This is a genomic window from Streptococcus sp. HMSC064D12, from assembly GCF_001837205.1.
Taxonomy (GTDB): Bacteria; Bacillota; Bacilli; order Lactobacillales; family Streptococcaceae; genus Streptococcus; species Streptococcus salivarius_D.
On the sequence record NZ_KV831755.1, the window covers coordinates 26,993 to 48,629 of the forward strand.

18 protein-coding genes, 2 pseudogenes and 1 other annotated feature are annotated in these 21,637 nt (G+C 42.5%); all 20 genes and pseudogenes read left to right on the top strand.

Features of this window, described 5'->3' with window-relative positions; translation table 11 throughout:
* Positions 1–2 precede the first annotated feature (2 nt).
* The 20 genes and pseudogenes from HMPREF2697_RS07685 to HMPREF2697_RS07775 all read left to right on the top strand — a co-directional run bounded on the left by HMPREF2697_RS07685 (position 3) and on the right by HMPREF2697_RS07775 (position 21,634).
* Positions 3–908, top strand: a complete 906-nt coding sequence (locus HMPREF2697_RS07685) for a LysR family transcriptional regulator (protein ID WP_004183016.1) — start codon at positions 3–5, stop codon at positions 906–908.
* A gap of 8 nt (positions 909–916) precedes the next feature.
* The gene (lspA, locus tag HMPREF2697_RS07690) at positions 917–1,378 is read left to right on the top strand and encodes a signal peptidase II (protein ID WP_014634033.1); all 462 of its coding nucleotides are present in this window, start codon (positions 917–919) and stop codon (positions 1,376–1,378) included.
* Entirely contained in the window at positions 1,362–2,252 is an 891-nt protein-coding gene (locus HMPREF2697_RS07695; RefSeq protein WP_049529403.1) for an RluA family pseudouridine synthase, read from the top strand. The genes lspA and HMPREF2697_RS07695 overlap by 17 nt, the downstream gene beginning before the upstream one ends.
* A gap of 220 nt (positions 2,253–2,472) precedes the next feature.
* Positions 2,473–2,994 (top strand): bifunctional pyr operon transcriptional regulator/uracil phosphoribosyltransferase PyrR, encoded by a 522-nt coding sequence (gene pyrR / locus HMPREF2697_RS07700; RefSeq protein WP_002886175.1) that lies wholly within the window; start codon positions 2,473–2,475, stop codon positions 2,992–2,994.
* Positions 2,995–3,183: 189 nt separating this feature from the next.
* Entirely contained in the window at positions 3,184–4,461 is a 1,278-nt protein-coding gene (locus HMPREF2697_RS07705; RefSeq protein WP_045769018.1) for a uracil-xanthine permease family protein, read from the top strand.
* A gap of 24 nt (positions 4,462–4,485) precedes the next feature.
* Positions 4,486–5,412 (top strand): aspartate carbamoyltransferase catalytic subunit, encoded by a 927-nt coding sequence (locus HMPREF2697_RS07710; protein WP_002890256.1) that lies wholly within the window; start codon positions 4,486–4,488, stop codon positions 5,410–5,412.
* A 163-nt stretch (positions 5,413–5,575) separates the two neighbouring features.
* The gene (locus HMPREF2697_RS07715) at positions 5,576–6,664 is read left to right on the top strand and encodes a carbamoyl phosphate synthase small subunit (protein WP_002885900.1); all 1,089 of its coding nucleotides are present in this window, start codon (positions 5,576–5,578) and stop codon (positions 6,662–6,664) included.
* Positions 6,665–6,894: 230 nt separating this feature from the next.
* On the top strand, positions 6,895–10,074 hold the full coding sequence (carB, locus tag HMPREF2697_RS07720) for a carbamoyl-phosphate synthase large subunit (RefSeq protein ID WP_070850234.1): 3,180 nt from the start codon (positions 6,895–6,897) through the stop codon (positions 10,072–10,074).
* A gap of 365 nt (positions 10,075–10,439) precedes the next feature.
* Positions 10,440–11,195 (top strand): class I SAM-dependent methyltransferase, encoded by a 756-nt coding sequence (locus HMPREF2697_RS07725; protein ID WP_070850236.1) that lies wholly within the window; start codon positions 10,440–10,442, stop codon positions 11,193–11,195.
* A 62-nt stretch (positions 11,196–11,257) separates the two neighbouring features.
* On the top strand, positions 11,258–12,511 hold the full coding sequence (locus tag HMPREF2697_RS07730; RefSeq protein ID WP_070850238.1) for an efflux RND transporter periplasmic adaptor subunit: 1,254 nt from the start codon (positions 11,258–11,260) through the stop codon (positions 12,509–12,511).
* Between the two features lie 10 nt (positions 12,512–12,521).
* A complete protein-coding gene (locus HMPREF2697_RS07735; protein ID WP_207185601.1) occupies positions 12,522–13,208 on the top strand; it encodes an ABC transporter ATP-binding protein in 687 nt (228 codons plus the stop codon).
* Between the two features lie 9 nt (positions 13,209–13,217).
* The gene (locus tag HMPREF2697_RS07740) at positions 13,218–14,426 is read left to right on the top strand and encodes an ABC transporter permease (RefSeq protein ID WP_049545140.1); all 1,209 of its coding nucleotides are present in this window, start codon (positions 13,218–13,220) and stop codon (positions 14,424–14,426) included.
* A gap of 109 nt (positions 14,427–14,535) precedes the next feature.
* Positions 14,536–14,671: a sequence feature (ribosomal protein L10 leader region), on the top strand.
* 31 nt (positions 14,672–14,702) lie between these two features.
* The gene (gene rplJ, locus HMPREF2697_RS07745) at positions 14,703–15,206 is read left to right on the top strand and encodes a 50S ribosomal protein L10 (protein WP_004183007.1); all 504 of its coding nucleotides are present in this window, start codon (positions 14,703–14,705) and stop codon (positions 15,204–15,206) included.
* 74 nt (positions 15,207–15,280) lie between these two features.
* The gene (gene rplL, locus HMPREF2697_RS07750; RefSeq protein WP_070850243.1) at positions 15,281–15,649 is read left to right on the top strand and encodes a 50S ribosomal protein L7/L12; all 369 of its coding nucleotides are present in this window, start codon (positions 15,281–15,283) and stop codon (positions 15,647–15,649) included.
* Positions 15,650–15,847: 198 nt separating this feature from the next.
* Positions 15,848–15,970 (top strand): hypothetical protein, encoded by a 123-nt coding sequence (locus tag HMPREF2697_RS10695; RefSeq protein WP_002269975.1) that lies wholly within the window; start codon positions 15,848–15,850, stop codon positions 15,968–15,970.
* A gap of 56 nt (positions 15,971–16,026) precedes the next feature.
* Positions 16,027–17,103: pseudogene (locus HMPREF2697_RS10700) on the top strand (CHAP domain-containing protein).
* A gap of 57 nt (positions 17,104–17,160) precedes the next feature.
* On the top strand, positions 17,161–17,754 hold the full coding sequence (locus HMPREF2697_RS07765) for a type IV toxin-antitoxin system AbiEi family antitoxin domain-containing protein (protein WP_070850247.1): 594 nt from the start codon (positions 17,161–17,163) through the stop codon (positions 17,752–17,754).
* A 227-nt stretch (positions 17,755–17,981) separates the two neighbouring features.
* Positions 17,982–19,535 (top strand): BCCT family transporter, encoded by a 1,554-nt coding sequence (locus HMPREF2697_RS07770; protein ID WP_013990980.1) that lies wholly within the window; start codon positions 17,982–17,984, stop codon positions 19,533–19,535.
* Between the two features lie 9 nt (positions 19,536–19,544).
* Positions 19,545–19,700, top strand: a pseudogene (locus HMPREF2697_RS10705) (LysR family transcriptional regulator); the annotation flags it as partial.
* A 197-nt stretch (positions 19,701–19,897) separates the two neighbouring features.
* Positions 19,898–21,634 (top strand): ABC transporter ATP-binding protein, encoded by a 1,737-nt coding sequence (locus tag HMPREF2697_RS07775; RefSeq protein WP_070850249.1) that lies wholly within the window; start codon positions 19,898–19,900, stop codon positions 21,632–21,634.
* Positions 21,635–21,637 lie beyond the last annotated feature (3 nt).

Sequence of the window (21,637 nt, forward strand, 5' to 3'; positions counted from 1 at the left end):
ACATGAACATACAACAACTACGTTATGTCGTAGCCATTGCCAACAGCGGAACCTTCCGTGAGGCAGCCAGCAAGCTCTTTGTGAGCCAGCCTAGCCTATCAGTGGCTATCAAGGATTTGGAGCAGGAGCTGAATTTTCAAATTTTCACCCGTACAACGACGGGGGCTGTCTTGACCAGTCAGGGTATGACCTTTTATGAGCGTGCGCTTGAGGTGGTACGCAGTTTTGATAGTTTTGAAAATCGCTATCTCAATGCTTCTGAAAAGGGTAACCAGTATTCGATTGCCAGCCAGCACTATGACTTTTTGCCACCTTTGATTACGACTTTTTCAGAGCGTTACCCTGATTACAAGGATTTCCGTATCTTTGAGTCTACGACCATTCAGATTTTGGATGAGGTAGCCAAGGGACACAGTGAGATTGGGATTATCTATTTGAATCGTCAAAATAGCAAGGGAATCCAGCAAAATATGGACAAGCTTGGGCTTGAGGCTATTGATTTGATTCCGTTTAAGACGCACATTTATCTCCGTAAGGGGCATCCTCTGGCTAAAAAAGAAAGTCTGGTCATGGAGGACTTGGCGGCCTTGCCTACGGTGCGTTTCACTCAGGAGAAGGACGAGTACCTTTACTATTCTGAGAACTTTGTGGATACGTCAGATTCGTCTCTTATGTTTAACGTGACAGACCGTGCGACTTTGAACGGTATCTTGGAACGTACGGATGCTTATGCGACGGGGTCTGGCTTCTTGGATGCACAAAGTGTGAATGGGATTACGGTGATTCCGCTTGAGGATAATTTGGATAACAAGATGGTTTATGTCCGTCGTAAGGGTATTAACTTGTCGTCTTGTGCTCTCAAGTTTGTCAATGTTATGTTTGACTACTTTGATACATATAAACCATAGGAGGATTTATGCGTAAGGTTGCGATTCCTTTGGCTATTCTAGCTCTGATTGGTTTGGATCAGTGGGTCAAGCATTGGGTTGTGGCAAATATTGCCCTTAACCAAGTTATCAAGGCGATCCCTGGACTTTTCAGCTTGACCTATCTACAGAACCGTGGTGCTGCCTTTTCGATTTTACAGGATCAGAAATATTTCTTTGTGATTTTGACGGTTCTAGTGATTGGTGCGGCTCTGGTTTATCTGGTTAAAAATTACCAGAAGAGTCTTTGGTTGGTGCTATCTTTGGTTTTGATTATCTCAGGTGGTATTGGTAACTTTATTGACCGTGTGCACTTGGGTTACGTGGTTGATATGGTTCAGCTTGATTTTATTGATTTTGCAATATTTAACGTGGCAGACTCCTACCTAACGGTGGGCGTACTGCTCTTGATTTTAATCTTATGGAAAGAGGAAAATGGAAGTCATCATTAAAGAGGCGGGAAACCGTCTGGACAAGGCTTTGGCAGATTTGACAGAATTGTCACGTAGTCAGGCTAATGAAGCGATTAAGGCTGGAACGGTCTTGGTTAATGGTAAGTCGGCAAAGGCCAAGTATGCGGTTAAAGAGGGTGATGTCATCACCTATGAATTGCCAGAAGAAGAGGTCTTGGAATACAAGGCTGAAGATATTCCTTTGGATATTATCTACGAAGATGCGGATGTGGCAGTGGTCAACAAGCCTCAAGGCATGGTTGTCCATCCATCAGCTGGTCACACGTCTGGTACCTTGGTCAATGCCTTGATGTATCATGTCAAGGACCTCTCGTCTATTAATGGTGTGGTTCGTCCAGGGATTGTCCACCGTATTGACAAGGACACGTCTGGTCTCCTTATGATTGCTAAGAATGATAAGGCCCACAATGCTTTGGCGGCTGAGCTTAAGGATAAGAAGTCCCTTCGTAAGTATGTGGCTATCGTGCATGGCAATTTGCCTAACGATCGAGGCGTGATTGAGGCTCCGATTGGGCGTTCGGACAAGGACCGCAAGAAGCAGGCAGTCACAGCTAAAGGAAAACCTGCAGTAACACGATTTACCGTTCTTGAACGTTTTGGCAACTATACTTTGGTAGAGTTGCAGCTGGAAACAGGTCGCACACACCAGATTCGTGTGCACATGGCTTATATCGGTCACCCGGTGGCGGGCGATCCTCTTTATGGGCCACGCAAGACCCTCAAGGGCCATGGACAATTTCTACATGCTAAGACCCTTGGGTTCACGCATCCTACGACTGGAGAATTGGTCGAATTTACAGCGGAAGACCCTGCTATTTTCAAGGAAACCTTGGAGAAGTTGAGAGAAGCTTAACAGTTATTAAACGGATAGTCTTTCTTGGTAGAGGTGTCCGTTTTTTTCTTGTAAAAGAGTCTGAAATTTGCTATAATTTACCTAATTAAATAAGTCCTTTAATCACTGTCCAGAGAGGCAGGCAAGGAGCCATGAGAAGTGTACGGGTGAACTGTACTCATATTTTTGTGTATCTCCTTGTTTTCGAGGGGATTTTTTTGTATTTAGAAAGGTTCTTTTTATGAAGAAAAAAGAGATCGTCGATGACGTAACCATGAAACGTGCCATTACACGTATCACTTATGAGATTATTGAACGTAACAAAAATCTCGACAAGATTGTCTTGGCTGGTATTAAGACACGTGGTGTTTATATTGCACAGCGTATTCAAGAGCGCTTGAAACAGTTGGAAAACCTTGATGTGCCATTGATTGAGCTTGACACTAAGGCTTTCCGTGATGATGTTAAGGCTGAGCAAGACACATCTGTTTTCCCTATTGAAATTGATGGTACAGATGTTATCCTTGTGGATGATGTGCTTTACACAGGTCGTACGATTCGTGCAGCTATTGATAATATCGTTAGCCATGGGCGTCCAGCGCGTGTTGGTTTGGCTGTTTTGGTTGACCGTGGTCACCGTGAATTGCCAATCCGTGCGGACTATGTTGGTAAAAATATCCCAACTAGTGAGTCAGAAGAAATTGAAGTTTTGGTCGCAGAAGTTGATGGCAAAGATAGCGTCAACATTATTGACCCAAGCTAAGTTGGCTGACAGATAGGGTGAAACGCCCTTTGTATCTTGTTAATTGAACACGGGACTCATTTCTTAGGAAAAAAGATAAGTCTCCTAGCACTCTTGGGAGTGCGGTGTCGACTTCCTATTTTTCTACAGAAATGTTTGGCTAAGCCAAAGCGTCCCTTTGTATCTTAATTTAAGGAGTCCTTTGATATCGTGAATAACGTAAAATATGATGTGAATGATATGCCAAAACCTGGTTTATTGGTTGGTTTGTCATTCCAGCACTTGTTTGCCATGTTTGGTGCGACGGTGCTTGTGCCGATTTTGGTTGGGATTGATCCCGCTATTGCTCTTTTCTCATCTGGTTTGGGAACTTTGGCTCACTTGACGGTGACCAAGTACAAAATTCCAGCTTACATGGGGTCTAGCTTTGCCTATATTGCGGCTATGCAGACACTTATGAAGACTGATGGAATTGCAGCGGTCGCTCAAGGTGCCATGGCTGGTGGTTTGGTTTACTTGCTTGTGGCTCTGATTGTTAAGTATGCGGGTAAAGACTGGATTGATAAGGTCCTTCCACCAATCGTGGTTGGTCCCATTATCATGGTGATTGGTTTGAACCTTGCAGCCAATGCAGTCAATGATGCGACAACTTTAAATAAAAGCTATAGTATCTATGCTCTATTGATTTCGATGGTCACTCTCTTTGCGGTTATCCTCTTTAACATGTATGGCAAGAAGATTGTCGGTGTCATCCCAATTTTGCTTGGTTTAATTGTGGGCTATATTTTCTCAGCGGTTCTTGGTTTGCTGACAGGACATAGTTTTATCAATTTCTCAGAGGTAGCGGCGGCACATTGGATTCAAGTTCCAAACTTTGATATTCCATTTGTGGATTATAGCTTTAAGCTCTATCCAAGTGCGATTTTGACCATGGCTCCGATTGCCTTTGTGACGATGACCGAACACTTTGGTCACGTCATGGTTCTAAACAGTTTGACTGAGCGTGACTACTTCAAAGATCCAGGACTTGACCACACCCTTACTGGTGATGGTTTGGCACAGATTATCGCTGGGTTCTTTGGAGCTCCTCCGGTAACTTCTTATGGTGAAAATATTGGGGTTATGGCCCTCAGTAAGGTCTACTCAGTTTACGTTATTGCGGGCGCAGCAGTGATTGCGGTCTTGATGAGCTTTATTGGTAAGCTATCAGCACTCTTGCATTCTATTCCAACTCCTGTATTGGGCGGATTATCTATTGCCCTCTTTGGGGTTATCGCTGCTAGCGGTTTGAAAATTTTAGTTGAACATAAGATTGATTTTGATAATAAAAAGAATCTCTTGATTGCTAGTGTTATCTTGGTATCTGGTATCGGTGGTTTGATGATTGACCTTGGTGGTCTTCAAATTACGGGTGTGGCAAGTTCAACCATTCTTGGTATCTTGCTTTACCAAATTTTGCCAGATCCTAAAAAAGGTAGCAAAGATTAGTCAATCAATTTAAAAGGAAAAACTATGGCGATTGCAGATGGAAAAGTGTCACTGAAACATTTGGTGACAATGGAAACCCTCACGAATGAAGAGGTCTTGGGCCTGATTCGTCGAGGTGGAGATTTTAAAAATGGCAGAGCTGATTTCCAGCTGGATCGACAGTATTTCGCTGCCAATCTCTTTTTTGAAAATTCAACACGAACACACAAGTCCTTCGAGGTAGCTGAGAAAAAACTTGGCCTGGATGTGATTGAGTTCGATGCTGGAACTAGCTCGGTGAACAAGGGTGAGACCCTCTATGATACGATCTTAACCATGTCTGCTTTGGGCGTGGACATCTGTGTGGTCCGCCACTCGGAAGTCGATTACTACAAGCAGTTGATTGATAGTAGAACTATTCAGACCTCTATTGTCAATGGTGGTGATGGTTCAGGGCAACACCCAAGTCAGTGTTTGCTTGACTTGATGACCATTTACGAAGAGTTTGGAACCTTTGAAAATCTTAAGATTTGTATTGCAGGTGATATTACGCATTCGCGTGTCGCTAAGTCAAATATGCAGATTCTCAAGCGTTTGGGAGCTCAGCTTTATTTTGCTGGTCCTGCAGAGTGGTACTCGAATGAGTTTGATGTTTATGGTCAGCATGTGGCCATTGACGACGTCATTGAGGACTTGGATGTTCTCATGTTGCTTCGTGTTCAGCACGAGCGTCATGGGGATGACAAAGGATTTTCAAAAGAAGACTACCATGCTCTCTATGGTTTGACTGAAGAACGTTATGCCAAGTTAGCTGATCAGGCGATTATCATGCACCCTGCTCCGGTTAATCGTGATGTGGAGATTGCTGATAGTCTGGTTGAAGCACCTAAGGCTCGTATCGTTGCTCAGATGCAAAACGGGGTCTTTGTCCGTATGGCAATTATTGAAGCTATTTTAAATGGCAAAGCGTAAACAACGTTAACCGATTCCTGAGAGAATCAGACGAAAAAGAACATGGGCTAAATCTTTGAAAAGAGACAAATCTTCCTAGAGGCTGGAGCTTCTCTGTTGGATTTGCTTTTCATTCAGATGTTTAACGCCCTTTGTATCTTAGTGAAAGGAACAATTTACTATAATGGCAAAACGTTTACTTATTTTGGAAGACGGCACTATTTTTGAAGGTCAGGCCTTCGGTGCTGATGTGGATGTGACGGGTGAAATCGTCTTTAATACTGGTATGACAGGTTATCAAGAATCTATCACAGACCAGTCTTACAATGGTCAAATTTTGACTTTTACTTATCCACTTGTTGGTAACTACGGTGTTAACCGTGACGACTATGAGTCAATTAAGCCAACGACTAAGGGTGTCGTTGTGTCAGAGGCTAGCCGTCGTGCCAGCAACTGGCGTAACCAAATGACCTTGGATGAGTTTTTGAAGGCGAAAAACATCCCTGGTATCTCTGGTATTGATACACGTGCCTTGACTAAGATTATCCGTCAACACGGTACCATGAAAGCCACTTTGGCCAGCCCTGGTGACAGTATCGAGCACTTGCAAGATCAATTGCGTGCGACTGTTTTGCCAACGAATAATATTGAGCAGGTATCAACTAAGACAGCCTACCCAGCACCAGGTGTTGGTAAAAATATCGTTTTGGTTGACTTTGGTCTCAAGCACTCTATCTTGCGTGAGTTTTCAAAACGTGATTGTAACGTGACTGTTGTGCCACATGATATCACTGCTGAAGAAATTCTCCACCTTAATCCAGATGGTGTGATGTTGTCAAATGGTCCAGGTAACCCTGAAGATGTACCGTATGCACTTGATATGATTCGTGGCATCCAAGGTAAAATTCCAATTTTTGGTATTTGTATGGGTCACCAATTGTTTAGTTTGGCGAATGGTGCCAAGGCCTACAAGATGAAGTTTGGTCACCGTGGATTTAACCATGCGGTTCGTGAAATTGCGACTGGTCGTGTTGATTTCACCAGCCAAAACCATGGTTATGCCATTGACCGTGAGTCACTTCCAGATTGCCTCATGGTAACACACGAAGAAATTAACGATAAGTCAGTTGAAGGTGTTCGTCACCGTGACTTCCCTGCATTCTCAGTGCAATTCCACCCAGATGCAGCACCTGGTCCACACGATGCTAGCTATCTCTTTGATGAGTTCTTGGAATTGATTGATGCTTTCCAAGCTGAAAAAGCACGTCGTTAATTGCAACTGTCTAGTGACTATAGTGGGGTGTGACTCTTGTTCTCCCCAGTCTACTACCTTATTTAATGACAACCAGAGAGTTGTCAAATAGAAAGGAGAAGATACAGGTTCACGGAAGTGAACACGCCCTAAGGACTGTGTGAAAAAGATAAACGGTGACTAGACGCTTGGGCGTCGTCGTCACGTTTCCTATTTTCACTGGGTCCTTAACGGGCTTTGTATCATAAATTATGCCTAAACGTTCTGATATTAAAAAAATTATGGTTATCGGGTCTGGTCCTATCATCATTGGTCAGGCTGCTGAGTTCGACTACGCTGGTACGCAAGCCTGCTTGGCCTTGAAAGAAGAAGGTTACAGTGTTGTCCTTGTCAACTCTAACCCTGCGACAATCATGACTGATAAAGAAATCGCAGATAAGGTTTACATTGAACCAATTACGCTTGAATTTGTCACACGTATTCTTCGTAAAGAGCGTCCTGATGCCCTCTTGCCAACACTTGGGGGACAAACTGGTTTGAACATGGCAATGGAATTGTCAAAAGCTGGTATTCTTGAAGAACTCGGAGTAGAGCTTTTGGGAACAAAATTGTCTGCCATTGACCAAGCCGAAGACCGTGACCTCTTCAAACAATTGATGGAAGATTTGGAACAACCTATTCCAGAATCTGAAATCGTCAATACAGTTGAAGAAGCAGTTGCCTTTGCGACAGAGATTGGCTACCCAGTTATCGTTCGTCCAGCCTTTACCCTTGGTGGTACTGGTGGTGGTATGTGTGCCAACGAAGAAGAACTTCGTGAAATCGCTGAAAATGGCTTGAAATTGTCACCAGTAACACAATGTTTGATTGAGCGTTCTATCGCTGGTTTCAAGGAAATCGAATATGAAGTTATGCGTGATGCCGCAGACAATGCTCTTGTGGTATGTAACATGGAAAACTTTGACCCAGTTGGTATCCACACAGGGGACTCAATCGTATTTGCCCCAACACAAACCTTGTCAGATATTGAAAACCAAATGCTTCGTGATGCCAGCTTGAAGATTATCCGTGCCCTTAAAATTGAGGGTGGTTGTAACGTACAGTTGGCTCTTGACCCTAATAGCTTCAAGTACTATGTTATCGAAGTAAACCCACGTGTATCACGTTCATCAGCCCTTGCCTCAAAAGCAACTGGTTACCCAATCGCCAAATTGGCAGCCAAGATCGCTGTTGGTTTGACACTTGATGAAATGATTAACCCAGTCACTGGTACAACTTATGCTATGTTTGAACCAGCTCTTGACTATGTGGTTGCTAAGATTCCACGTTTCCCATTTGATAAATTTGAACACGGTGAACGTCGCCTTGGTACTCAAATGAAAGCAACAGGTGAAGTTATGGCTATCGGTCGTAACATCGAAGAGTCACTTCTTAAAGCCTGCCGTTCACTTGAAATCGGTGTTTACCACAATGAAATGTCTGAGCTTGCGGACGTCACAGACGACGCCTTGGTTGAAAAGATTGTCAAAGCTCAAGACGACCGTCTCTTCTACCTTTCTGAAGCCATCCGTCGTGGATATACTATTGAAGAATTGTCAGAGTTGACTAAGATTGATATCTTCTTCCTTGACAAATTGCTCCATATCTTTGAATTAGAACAAGAATTGGCTACTCACGTAGGCGATGTTGAAGTTTTGAAAGAAGCTAAACGTAACGGTTTCTCTGATCGTAAGATTGCTGATCTTTGGAATCAAACAGCCGACCAAGTTCGTGCGACACGTTTGGAAAATAACATTGTTCCTGTTTACAAGATGGTCGATACCTGTGCGGCTGAATTTGAGTCATCAACACCATATTTCTATTCAACTTACGAGTGGGAAAATGAATCAATCAAATCTGATAAAGAATCTGTCATCGTTCTTGGTTCAGGTCCTATCCGTATTGGACAAGGGGTTGAGTTCGACTATGCGACAGTTCACTCTGTAAAAGCTATCCAGGCTGCAGGTTACGAAGCTATCATCATGAACTCTAACCCTGAGACAGTTTCAACAGACTTCTCAGTTTCAGATAAACTTTACTTCGAACCATTGACTTTCGAAGACGTGATGAACGTTATCGAATTGGAACAACCTAAGGGTGTCGTGGTTCAGTTTGGTGGACAAACAGCCATCAACTTGGCAGAGCCATTGTCTAAAGCTGGTGTGAAAATTTTGGGTACACAGGTTGCTGACCTTGACCGTGCCGAAGACCGTGACCTCTTTGAACAAGCCCTTAAAGACCTAGACATTCCACAACCACCAGGACAAACAGCGACAAATGAAGAAGAAGCGGTTGAAGCAGCTCGTAAGATTGGCTTCCCAGTTCTTGTTCGTCCGTCATACGTTTTGGGTGGACGTGCCATGGAAATCGTTGAAAATGAAGATGACCTTCGTTCTTACATGCGTACAGCCGTTAAGGCAAGTCCAGACCACCCAGTCCTTGTTGATAGCTATATCATCGGACGTGAGTGTGAAGTGGATGCCATCTCTGATGGTAAGGATGTCTTGATTCCAGGTATTATGGAACACATCGAGCGTGCAGGGGTTCACTCAGGGGACTCAATGGCAGTTTACCCACCACAAACCCTTTCTAAGAAAATCCAAGAGACTATCGCTGACTACACTAAACGCTTGGCTATTGGTCTTAACTGTATCGGTATGATGAACATTCAGTTCGTTATTAAGGATGAAACGGTCTATGTTATCGAGGTTAACCCACGTGCCAGCCGTACCGTACCATTCTTGTCTAAGGTGACTGATATCCCAATGGCTCAAGTTGCTACAAACTTGATTCTTGGTAAATCATTGGCTGAGCAAGGTTACAAAGATGGTCTTTACCCAGAAAGTAACCATGTCCATGTCAAAGCACCAGTCTTCTCATTCACAAAATTGGCTAAGGTAGATAGCCTCCTTGGACCTGAAATGAAATCAACTGGTGAAGTTATGGGGACAGATGCGACTCTTGAAAAAGCGCTCTACAAAGCTTTTGAAGCATCTTATCTTCACTTGCCAACCTTTGGTAATGTTATCTTTACTATTCATGATGATACTAAAGAAGAAGCCCTTGATTTGGCACGTCGCTTCGATGCTATCGGTTATGGTATCTACGCAACTGAGGGAACAGCTAAGTTCTTGAATGAACACGGGGTTCACGCAACGCTTGTTAACAAATTGGGTGAAAATAACGACAACGACATTCCAGCCCTTGTTCGTACTGGTAAAGCGCAAGCTATTATCAATACGGTTGGTAACAAACGTACTTATGACGAAGACGGAGCAGCTATCCGTAGCTCAGCTATTGAAGCAGGAATTCCACTCTTCACAGCGCTTGATACAGCAGATGCTATGGTGCGTGTGCTTGAAAGCCGTAGCTTTACAACAGAAGCTATCTAATCACAAAATAAAGTCTCAGCCTTGCTGGGGCTTTTTTATTGAAGACAAAGTTTTTTTTTGAGACTTTTCTTAAGTGATGGCGGACGTCAGCGACCTTCTGCGAAGTTCCATGACTAAGTTTTGAGCCGAAAGTCTCAAAACTTCCGAACGCCTGAAACTAATCGTTTCAGACGTTATATCACTGCGAAAAGTCTCGGTATAAGCTTACTAGGTTCGCGAAATCTATTTCATATTTAAAAATAGTTTAATTATGTTCTGAGTCTCAGCCTTGCTGGGGCTTTTTTCTTACACAAATGTAAGCTATCAAATTAAAATGAAAGCTAAGACTATGGTTTTGTTTCCTAAGATTCTGCTATACTAGAAACATGATTATTACCACATCTTTACGTGAAAATGAGACCTTGATTGCGCGTGCCCAAGAATTAGCTCTGGAGCTAGGAGCTGACTACCAGCCTCGTCGCAAGTTATCCTTGGCAAAATGTTTAGAGCGATTTGGAGCTTTTTATCTTCTATATAAGGACAGATTGTCTTTTGTCAATGCGGATGGCAGTGAGCTGTCCTTTCATCCAGATACAGCAGTTCTTCGGATCAAGGCGCCACACGATGCTCTAGTCAATCTTTTGGGTTCGTCTAGCAAGTCTATTCTCGACACGACCATGGGTCTGGCTTCCGATAGTTTAGTTATGGCGGCAGCGGGAAATAAGGTGACTGCCCTTGAGAGTCAAGAAGTGATTTTTCAGGTGGTTTCTCGTGGTCTGGCCACTTATCAGACAGATGACAAGCAACTTGAAAAAGCGATGCGGTCTATTAAGACCATTAAGAGCGATAGCTTATCCTTTTTGAAGTCTCAGGCTGACCACTCTTTTGATATCGTCTATGTAGATCCTATGTTTTCAGAGACTATCAAGGAATCGGAAAATCTACAAGCTATCAAACCTTTGGCCAATGGCAGCCGTCTGACAGAAGAATGGTTAAATGAGGCTAAGCGTGTCGCACGAGAAAAAATTATCATCAAGGCGCATTTTCGAGATACCGTTTTTGAGGAACTTGGGTTTGAACGTCAGATTCGCCCCAATCAAAAGCTGCACTATGGTGTCATGGATTTAAGCGAAGGCCATTGACACTGAAAGTTAAAAGTATTACAATTGTTTTATTTATATGATACAAAAGAAAAGAGAGACTTATGCGAAAGAAAATCAGTCCAAAGTTATTTAAAAATAAAAAAAGAGTTTGGATCATTGGAGGAATTGGCTTCCTTGTCCTTTTGGTACTAGGCTTTAACCTTTTTGCAGGTGGTGGCAAAGATGATAAGGCTTCCGAGTCCCCTACAGCGAGTAAGGTAACTAAGGGGCAACTAGCCTCGTCCACCCTTCTGACTGGCATGGTGAAGGCTGAATCGGAACAGTACGTTTATTTTGACAATACTATTGGACGCAATGCCACTGTGACAGTCTCTGTTGGTGAGGAAGTTAGCATTGGTCAGCAATTGGTCCAATATGACAGCACCTCAGCCCAAGCGGCTTATGATACGGCTAGTCGTGCCTATAATAAGGCAGTTCGTGACCGTAATTATTTCCAACAGTATGGAACAGCTCCTGCGGCTTCAGCACAAACAAATAGTGATTCGGATGAGGATGATTTGACGACTACCGTTAGCCCTCAACAGCGTCAGCAAACCGAGGCAAGTAATTACCAAACCTTGCAAGATTATAATGATGCCGTTGCTAACGCAGCCTCAGAGCTAGAAAAGGCACAAGACGTCCTCAACCAAACGGTCATTGTTTCAGATGTTAATGGAACAGTCGTAGAGGTTGCGGACTCTGTGGACCCTGCTTCAAAAGAGAGCCAGACCCTAGTACATGTGACCAGTGAAGGCCAATTTGAGATTCAAGGGACCTTAACAGAATATGACATTCCAAATATTTCAGTAGGTCAAAAGGTTAAGATTACTTCCAAAGTATACCCAGATCAAACTTGGACAGGGAAAGTCAGCTATGTTTCCAATTATCCTAAGCAAAATGCCAGTCAGTCAGCGGGTACATCTAGCAATTCAGGACAGACAGGTTCTCAGTATGAATACAAGGTTCAATTGACCAGCCCAATTGGTAAGCTCAAGCAAGGCTTCAATGTATCTCTTGAAGTGACCAAAGATGATGATGCCCTGTTAGTTCCAGTAACTGCTGTGACCAAGAAAGGATCTGACAACTACGTCTGGGTTTACGATGAGGAGAGTCAAAAAATCAAGCAGGTCAAGGTTAAACTTGGTAATGCAGATGCTAAGCAGCAAGAAATTGCCTCAGGACTAAAAGAAGGCCAAAAGGTTATCACCAAGGCCGAAAAATTCTTCAAGGATGGTGAGACCCTAAAGGATGTGACGGATGCCGATAGCAAAAAATCAAAAGAGACTAGTGGAGAAGAGGTGAAGTCTAGTGACTAAGCCAGCTCTTATGGTCTTAAAAGGCATCACCAAGTCTTTCAAAAATGGTCAGGAGTCCTTGCAGGTCCTTAAGGGAATTGACTTATCAGTTGAAGAAGGTGACTTCGTGGCAATCATGGGTCCTTCTGGTTCAGGGAAATCAACCCTCATGAATATTATTGGACTTCTTGATCAACCGACTACAGGTTCCTATCAACTCGAGGGCGAGGATGTGGCTAATCTCTCTGAAAACCGCCTGGCCAAGGTAAGAAATGACCAGATTGGCTTTATCTTTCAGCAGTTTTTTCTCTTGCCAAAGTTAAGTGCCCAAAAGAACGTAGAGCTTCCCTTGATTTATGCGGGGAAATCTCCACGTGAACGTAAGCAAAGGGCACAACAATTCTTGGAAAAAGTTGGCTTGTCAGACCGTAGCCATCATTTGCCATCAGAGCTATCTGGTGGTCAGAAGCAGAGGGTGGCTATTGCGCGTGCACTGTCTAACGATCCGGCAATCATTTTGGCGGATGAACCTACAGGTGCACTTGATACCAAGACAGGAACCCAGATTATGGATCTCTTAACCCAGCTAAACCGTGAAGGAAAGACCATTGTCATGGTTACCCATGAACCTGAGATTGCGGATTATGCCCGACGTAAGATTGTCATCCGTGATGGGGAAATCACCCAAGACACAACGGACAGCGTTCGGATAGACTAGGAGGTAAGAATGGAAAATTGGAAATTTGCTCTTAGTTCTATTCGTTCTCACAAGATGCGGTCCTTCCTGACCATGTTGGGGATTATCATTGGTGTTGCTGCGGTAGTACTTATCATGGGTCTAGGAAATGGGATGCGTCAGAGTGTTACCGATAGTGTGACCGGTGATAAGGATACCGTTCAAGTCTACTATGAAGCCAAGGGTGAGGAGCTAGATCCTGCCTATGCGGACCTGTCACATCCGACCAAACCGGTTAAAGAAGTTTGGTTGGAGCAAGTGGCTAGGCAGACGCCTGGTATCGATAGTTATTTTGTGACCAACAGCCTAACTTCCTCTATCTCCCTCCAGAAAAAGACTGTGAAGAATGTTAATATCACAGGTGCCAGCCAGGGCTACTTTAAAGCTAAAAAGTTAGAGATGTTGACAGGACGTTCCTTGCAAGACAATGACTACAAAAACTTTTCACGAGTCATTGTCATTGATCAGATGGTGGCTAAAAAACTCTTTGAGACGAATGAGGATGCCCTTAACCAAGTGGTTACTATTGGGAAAAATGATTATCGTGTGATTGGTGTTTATAAGAATAAAGACACAGCAATCGGTGCCTATGGTGAAATTGGAACAGCTCTTGTGGCCAATACCCAGTTAGCAGCTGAAAATAACACTGATGCTATTGGTCAGATTTTTTTCCATGTGACTGATGTGAAAAATAGTAGCAGTGTTGCTAAGGATGCTGCCAAACGCTTGACCCAGTTGGCCCAAGATGATAACGGGGAGTACAAGGCAGCAGATATGAGCTCGACCTTAGATCAGGTGAACACAATCTTTGGAACCATTACTACCGTTGTCGGAGCTATTGCTGGGATTTCACTCTTAGTTGGTGGAATCGGTGTTATGAATATCATGCTAGTTTCGGTAACTGAGCGGACACGAGAGATTGGTCTTCGTAAGGCTTTAGGAGCCACACGCCGTAAAATCTTGACTCAGTTTTTGATTGAATCCATGGTTCTGACCATCTTGGGTGGTCTGATTGGTCTAGGTTTTGCTGCCCTAGTTGTTGGGCCGATTGGAAGTGCTATGAATCTTAAAGCGACGGTTTCTCTTGGTGTAGCCATGGGAAGCATAGCCTTCTCAGCAGCTGTAGGGATTATCTTTGGTCTCCTACCGGCTAATAAAGCTTCAAAACTCGATCCTATCGAAGCCCTTAGATACGATTAGAAATGACCTCTTGAAATCTTTGGATTTTGAGAGGTTTTATGCTTTTCAAAAAAAATAAAAAAATTTGCATTTTTTTCTTGACGTCTGATTTAGGTCATGATATTATAAATGAGGTTTGAAAAACTGACCTAAGACAGTTGGGGAGTTAAACTCATAAACATCCAACCGAGGCACAAAACGTAACTATTTTTTGGAACGTATTGTACTTTCGTGTCTAGGTTTAGGTACGATTTTTTTGTGCCTAGCCCAAAAATAAAAACGGAGGTAAAACTACTAATGAGTGAAGCTATTATTGCTAAGAAAGCTGAACAGGTTGCGATTGTCGCTGAGAAAATGAAAGCTGCAGCATCTATCGTTGTTGTTGACTCTCGTGGACTTACAGTTGACCAAGATACAGTTCTTCGTCGTAATCTTCGTGAATCAGGCGTTGAATTTAAAGTTATCAAAAACTCAATCTTGACTCGTGCAGCTGAAGAAGCAGGTCTTGAAGACCTTAAAGGACTCTTCGTTGGTCCATCTGCAGTAGCATTCTCAAACGAAGATGTTATCGCACCAGCGAAAGTTATTAGCGAATTTGCTAAAGACGCAGAAGCTCTTGAAATCAAAGGTGGTGTTGTTGACGGCGCGTTCACTTCAGTCGAAGAAATCAACGCTCTTGCATCACTTCCAAACAAAGAAGGTATGCTTTCTATGCTCCTTTCTGTACTTCAAGCGCCAGTGCGCAACGTTGCATACGCTGTCAAAGCGGTTGCAGAAAGCAAAGAAGACGGTGCTGCGTAAGCCCATCTTCACAACTCGTAGCCTAAGCTACGTTTAAAAAATTATATTAAAAAACACATTTGGAGGAAATCACAATGGCATTGAACATTGAAAACATTATTGCTGAAATTAAAGAAGCTTCAATCCTTGAATTGAACGACCTTGTAAAAGCTATCGAAGAAGAGTTTGGCGTAACTGCTGCTGCTCCTGTAGCTGCTGCTGCAGCTGGTGCTGCTGACGCTGGTGCTGCTAAAGATTCATTCGACGTTGAATTGACATCTGCAGGCGACAAAAAAGTTGGCGTTATCAAAGTTGTACGTGAAATCACAGGCGAAGGTCTTAAAGAAGCTAAAGCTATCGTTGACGGTGCACCATCAGTTCTTAAAGAAGGTGTTGCTGCAGCTGAAGCTGAAGAACTTAAAGCTAAACTTGAAGAAGCTGGAGCTTCAGTTACTCTTAAATAATAAGGTAACGACTCAAGTCGCTTAATAAAGAAAACCAGGGCATAAGCTCTGGTTTTTTTTTACGATAAGCGATTATGAGAAACTGATAAATTGATTTGGTTTCCTGCCAAAAATTCTTTGGCAGGATTTTTGTTTTAATAAACTTTCGGGGGTAGACAATCTAGTGTCTACCCTTTTTTTTGCGTTTCGGAGGTAATTATGCAAAAGGAAGAACAGTCATCACGTCAAATCGTGAAAAGCCATATCATGACCATCATGGGAGTTGATAATCTAAAAGCAACTCAACTGGTAAATGAAATGGAACAAACAGGTTTAATCTGATTTGATGAATTCGGGAATTTTGGAATTTTAGTCTCGGAGGGATAATCATGAAATGTATTACTGCTAATCAATTTCAGACATCAGAGCGTTATTATAAACTCCCAAAAGTCTTGTTTGAAGATTACGCTAAAAAATACGGTCACGAGAACTTTACCATGAGAAACTGGGCAGATTTTCAATACTATAAGGATAAGACGTTGGATTTGGTGATTGCGGTCACAACAGCGAAGTTTACCCTTTTTAATATCCAATCGGTGATTGATTTGACGCAAAAAGACTCTATGGACTTGAAAACGTGGGGCACTCAGAAGACTATGGTCTATCTTGTTATTCCAGATAATGATACTACCTTTCGTTTTCTATCTGCTTTATTTTTCTCTATGGTTTTCTCCACTTTGACCAGACAGGCTGATGTGGACTTTAAAGGGCAACTGCCTATCCATGTTAGAAGCTATTTGGATGAGTTTGCTAATGTCGGAGAAATCCCAGACTTCGCCGAATAAACCTCAACAGTTAGCTCTTGGAATATGAGTCTAGTACCAATCTTGCAAAATATCGCCCAACTCTTTCTCATTTACTGGGAAGGAAATAGTGGTGATAAACTACTTGAACGTCAGACACGAGCCAGTGAGTGGTATTACCAAATTGAAAAAGGCTTTAGTCAACCCAACGGCGGGACAGCACAAAGTGATCTAAAAGCACTTGAAGCTGTACGAGGAGACCTTTTTGAAAACTCTATTCCAGGAGGTGGTGATGGTATGGGTTACGCTTACGGCCAATGTACTTGGGGAGTCGCAGCCCGTATTAACCAACTGGGTCTAAAACTCAAAGGAAAAAACGGTGAGAAGATTCCAATTATCAGTACCATGGGCAATGGCCAAGATTGGGTACGAACAGCCGCAAGTCTCGGTGGGGAGACAGGGACAAGTCCACAAGCAGGAGCTATTATTTCCTTTGCGGGAGGAGGACATGGCACACCAGCAGAATACGGACATGTGGCTTTCGTCGAAAAACTCTACCCAAATGGCTCATTCCTTATCTCCGAAACCAATTACAATGGCAATCCAAACTATACCTTCCGTAAATTATCTGGAGTGGATAGTAACTTGAGTTTTGCGTATACGACGAAATAAAAAAGGATATGCTAACAATGACTTGATTTGTTAGCATATTGTTTTGGAGGTGGTGATATGGATTTGTTAGAGAAACCCGTTTATAATTATATTAAAAATAATCATGGAGTAATAACTTTTCGTGATATGGAAGAGCTTAACTTTTCTTATCAACAACTGAATCAATTAGTCTCAAAAGGGAAAGTGGAATCAATTGAAAGAGGTATCTATCATCTGCCAGATACCTATATCGATGACTATTTTAGTTTACAGTACCGTTTTCCAAAAGGAATTTATTCCTTAGAAACAGCACTTTGGTTACATGGTCTGTCCCTTACCATTCCATTTGAGCCTGTGATGACTTTTCCTTTCGGGACAAATACGAGGCCAATGAAAGAAGCTGGTGTCAAGCCAATTGTCGCTAGAAAGTATCATGAAATCGGTATTATTAGACTGGAGCGACAGGCTGGACAGTTTATCTCAGGATATGATATGGAACGAACATTAGTGGAGTGTTTGAGAACAGCTTATCATGTCGATATTCAAGTTATTGCTCCAGCTTTTCAAGCTCACTTTAAAAAAGGAGCTGTTGATTATGCCAAGTTGTATCACTATGCACAACTATTTAAAGTAACCGAAAAACTACAATCATATGTGGAGGTCTTGTCGTGAAATTTTCAAATGCTAATAGTTTCAAAGCTAAAATCAAGAATATTGCAAAAGAAAAAGGGATCTCTTTCTCAAAAGATTAGTCAAATATTTGAAGAATACGGTGCGAATATGTTGGATGTATTCGGTTGTTATATGTATAAATTAAACAATTGTGTTACAATGAAACCATATAGAATTTTAAGTTTTCTCAAAAACTTTTTATAACTAAGAACACATAAGGAGGTAAAATGGTGAAGCATTCTAAAATAACAAAAGTTTTTCAGCTTTCACTCGTCATCATATTTATTTTAGTCTTGTTAGGGCTCTTTGTTCCCCAGCAGTTTCAAAATATTAGTTCTTACTTAAAAAATCTCTTAACAACTAGTGTTGGCTGGTTTTACTTGTTATTGGTTACGGGGATTTTAATTTTTTGTGTCTTTTTAATTGTAAGTCCGATAGGGCAGATTCGCTTGGGTAATCCCACGAGTCGGCCAGAGCATTCGACGACGTCATGGATTGCCATGATGTTTTCTGCTGGAATGGGGATTGGTCTGGTCTTTTATGGGGCAGCAGAGCCTTTGAGTCACTTTGCTATCTCGACGCCCAATGCAGAAATAGGCAGTGCGGATGCTCTCGCAGATGCTTTTCGTTTTACTTTTTTTCACTGGGGATTTCATGCTTGGGCGGTCTATGCCCTGGTGGGATTGTCTTTGGCTTATTTTGGCTTTCGTAAACGGGAGAAATATCAGCTCTCAGTCGTCTTTAAGCCTCTTTTTGGAAAATATGCGGACGGACCAATAGCAACCATTATCGATACCATCACCATTATTGCGACAGTGATTGGGGTAGCGACAACGCTCGGCTTTGGTGCCTCACAAATCAATGGTGGTCTCTCCTATGTCTTTGGTATTCCTAATAATAGTCTTGTGCAAGTCATCATTATCATCATTGCGACAATTCTTTTTCTTATTTCTGCCTTATCAGGTTTAGGAAAGGGTGTTAAAATCCTATCTAATACAAACTTGATTTTAGCTATTGTCTTGCTTGCTGGAGTCATAGTTTTGGGGCCAACGGTTAAGATATTTGACACCATGACAGACTCTATCGGCCTTTATTTTCAAAACTTCTTCCGTATGAGTTTTCGGGCGGCGGCTTTTGATGAGACCAAGCGGGCTTGGATTAACCAATGGACCATTTTTTACTGGGCATGGTGGATTTCCTGGTCACCTTTTGTGGGCGTCTTTATTGCCCGTATCTCAAAAGGTCGGACTATTCGCGAATTTTTGACAGTAGTGCTTTTGGCACCAACAGTCCTTAGTTTTATCTGGTTTTCTGCTTTTGGTACCTTATCTACTTCACTACAAGATTCGGGGGTTAATTTGATACGTTTTGCCACAGAAGAAATTCTTTTTGCCTCTTTTAATGAATATCCTCTGGGAAGTGTCCTTTCACTCCTGGCAATTATTTTAGTTTTAACCTTCTTTGTGACCTCGGCGGATTCTGCCACCTATGTTTTGGCCATGTTGTCTGAAGATGGCAATCTAAATCCAAGTAATCGTAAAAAGGTGATTTGGGGTGTCATGCTGGCCTTGATTGCTATTGCACTCATGTTTTCTGGTGGATTGACAGCTTTACAAAATACGCTCATTATTGTCGCTTTTCCATTTTCTATAGTACTAGTGTTGATGATGTGGTCGCTTATGAAAGAGTTATATCACGAAAAAGAGCAAATGGGACTCGCCATTACACCAGACCGATATCCTGAGAAGAATCAACCGTTTAAATCTTATGAGGAAAATTAGGAGGATGGCATGGAGTTAAGAGTGCTTCGTTATTTTATTACTATTGCTGAGGAGGGGAGTATCTCCAAGGCAGCTGAGAAGCTGATGATTACTTAGCCGACACTCAGTCGTCAGTTAAAAGATTTGGAGCAGGAACTTGGTGAACCTCTTTTTATCCGTGAACATATCAAGTCGCTTAATAAAGAAAACCAGGGCATAAGCTCTGGTTTTTTCTATTGCTTTTAATATTTTCATTTGTTAGAATGTAGGTAATGTGCGTGCTTGTCACGCCCTTTTTCTGTGTCTTTTTCGGCTTTGGTGGTTGTAAATAACTATAAAAATCCTAAAGGCATGGTAAATGTTAAAAAGAAAAGGAGAAATTTATGGCTTATATTTGGTCTTATCTCAGACGTTATCCTAAGTGGCTAGCAATGAATTTTACGGCGGCTATTTTATTTGTTATTGCTAACCTGGGTCTGCCGACGGTTCTTGCCAGAATGATTGATGAGGGAATAAACCGTGGTGATGTTGATAAGCTTTACGCTTATGCTTGGGTCATGTTTGGTGTAGTTTTGACTGGGATTGTTGGTCGTATACTTCTGTCCTATGCGGTTGGTAAATTGACTACTACCATGGTGCAGGTCATGCGTAATGACATTTACGCTAAGCTTCAGGAGTATTCCCACCATGAGTACGAGCAGATTGGGGTATCTTCTTTGGTAACTCGTATTACATCTGATGCTTTTGTTCTCATGCAATTTGCAGAACAGATTCTTAAGATGGGTGTCATTACTCCTCTGATGATGGTTTCCAGTGTCTTCTTGATTTTGACGACAAGTCCATCTTTGGCTTGGATTGTGGCAATCTCCTTGCCTTTCCTAGCCGTAGTAGTCTGGTATGTGGCGGTAAAAACGCGTCCGCTTTCTGAGAAACAACAGGCAACTCTCGATAAGATTAACCAGTACGCTCGTGAAAATCTGACTGGACTTCGTGTCATTCGAGCTTTCGCTAGAGAAGATTTTCAAGAGAAGAAGTTTGCTTCTGAAAACGCTGTCTATGCGGATAATTCAAACAAACTCTTTAAATTAACTGGTTTGACTGAGCCACTTTTTGTGCAAATCATCATCGCCATGATTGTGGCTATTGTTTGGTTTGCCCTCGAGCCACTGGGTTCTGGGACTTTGGCAATCGGGGATTTGGTTGCCTTTATTGAGTACAGTTTCCATGCGCTATTGTCTTTCCTTTTCCTAGCCAACCTCTTTACCATGTATCCTCGTACGGCGGTATCTAGTGAGCGTCTGCAGGAAATTATGGACATGCCTATTTCTATCAATCCAAATGAAGATGGAGTGACAGAGACTGAGACTAAGGGATATTTGGAGTTTGACAATGTGACCTTTGCTTATCCTGGTGAAACTGAGAGTCCTGTCCTACACAATATTTCTTTCAAAGCTAAACCCGGTGAAACCATTGCCTTTATTGGATCTACGGGTTCAGGGAAATCATCACTTGTGCAGTTGATTCCACGCTTTTATGATGTAACACTTGGACGCATTCTTGTTGATGGTGTGGATATTCGTGACTATAATCTTAAGGCTCTTCGTCGTAAGATTGGCTTTATTCCACAAAAAGCCCTGCTCTTTACAGGAACCATCGGTGAAAATATTCGTTATGGTAAGGAAAATGCCAGTCATGAAGAATTGAATCAAGCTACGGATGTGGCTCAAGCCAAGGAATTTATCGAAAGCAAGGAAGAACGCTATGATTCTCACTTGGCTGAGGGTGGCAGCAACCTTTCTGGGGGACAGAAGCAGCGTTTGTCAATTGCACGTGCAGTGGTTAAACGTCCTGACCTCTACATCTTTGATGATTCCTTCTCTGCCTTGGACTACAAGACAGATGCGACCTTGCGCCGCCGTCTGAAAGAAGTGACTCAGGATGCGACAGTCTTGATCGTGGCTCAACGTGTGGGAACTATCATGGATGCTGACCAGATTATCGTTCTGGATAAGGGTGAAATCGTTGGTCGTGGCCGTCACGAAGAACTCATGGAAAGCAATGAGATTTATCGTGAAATTGCCAATTCTCAATTGAATCAAAAGAGTCTTACAGAAGATTAGAAG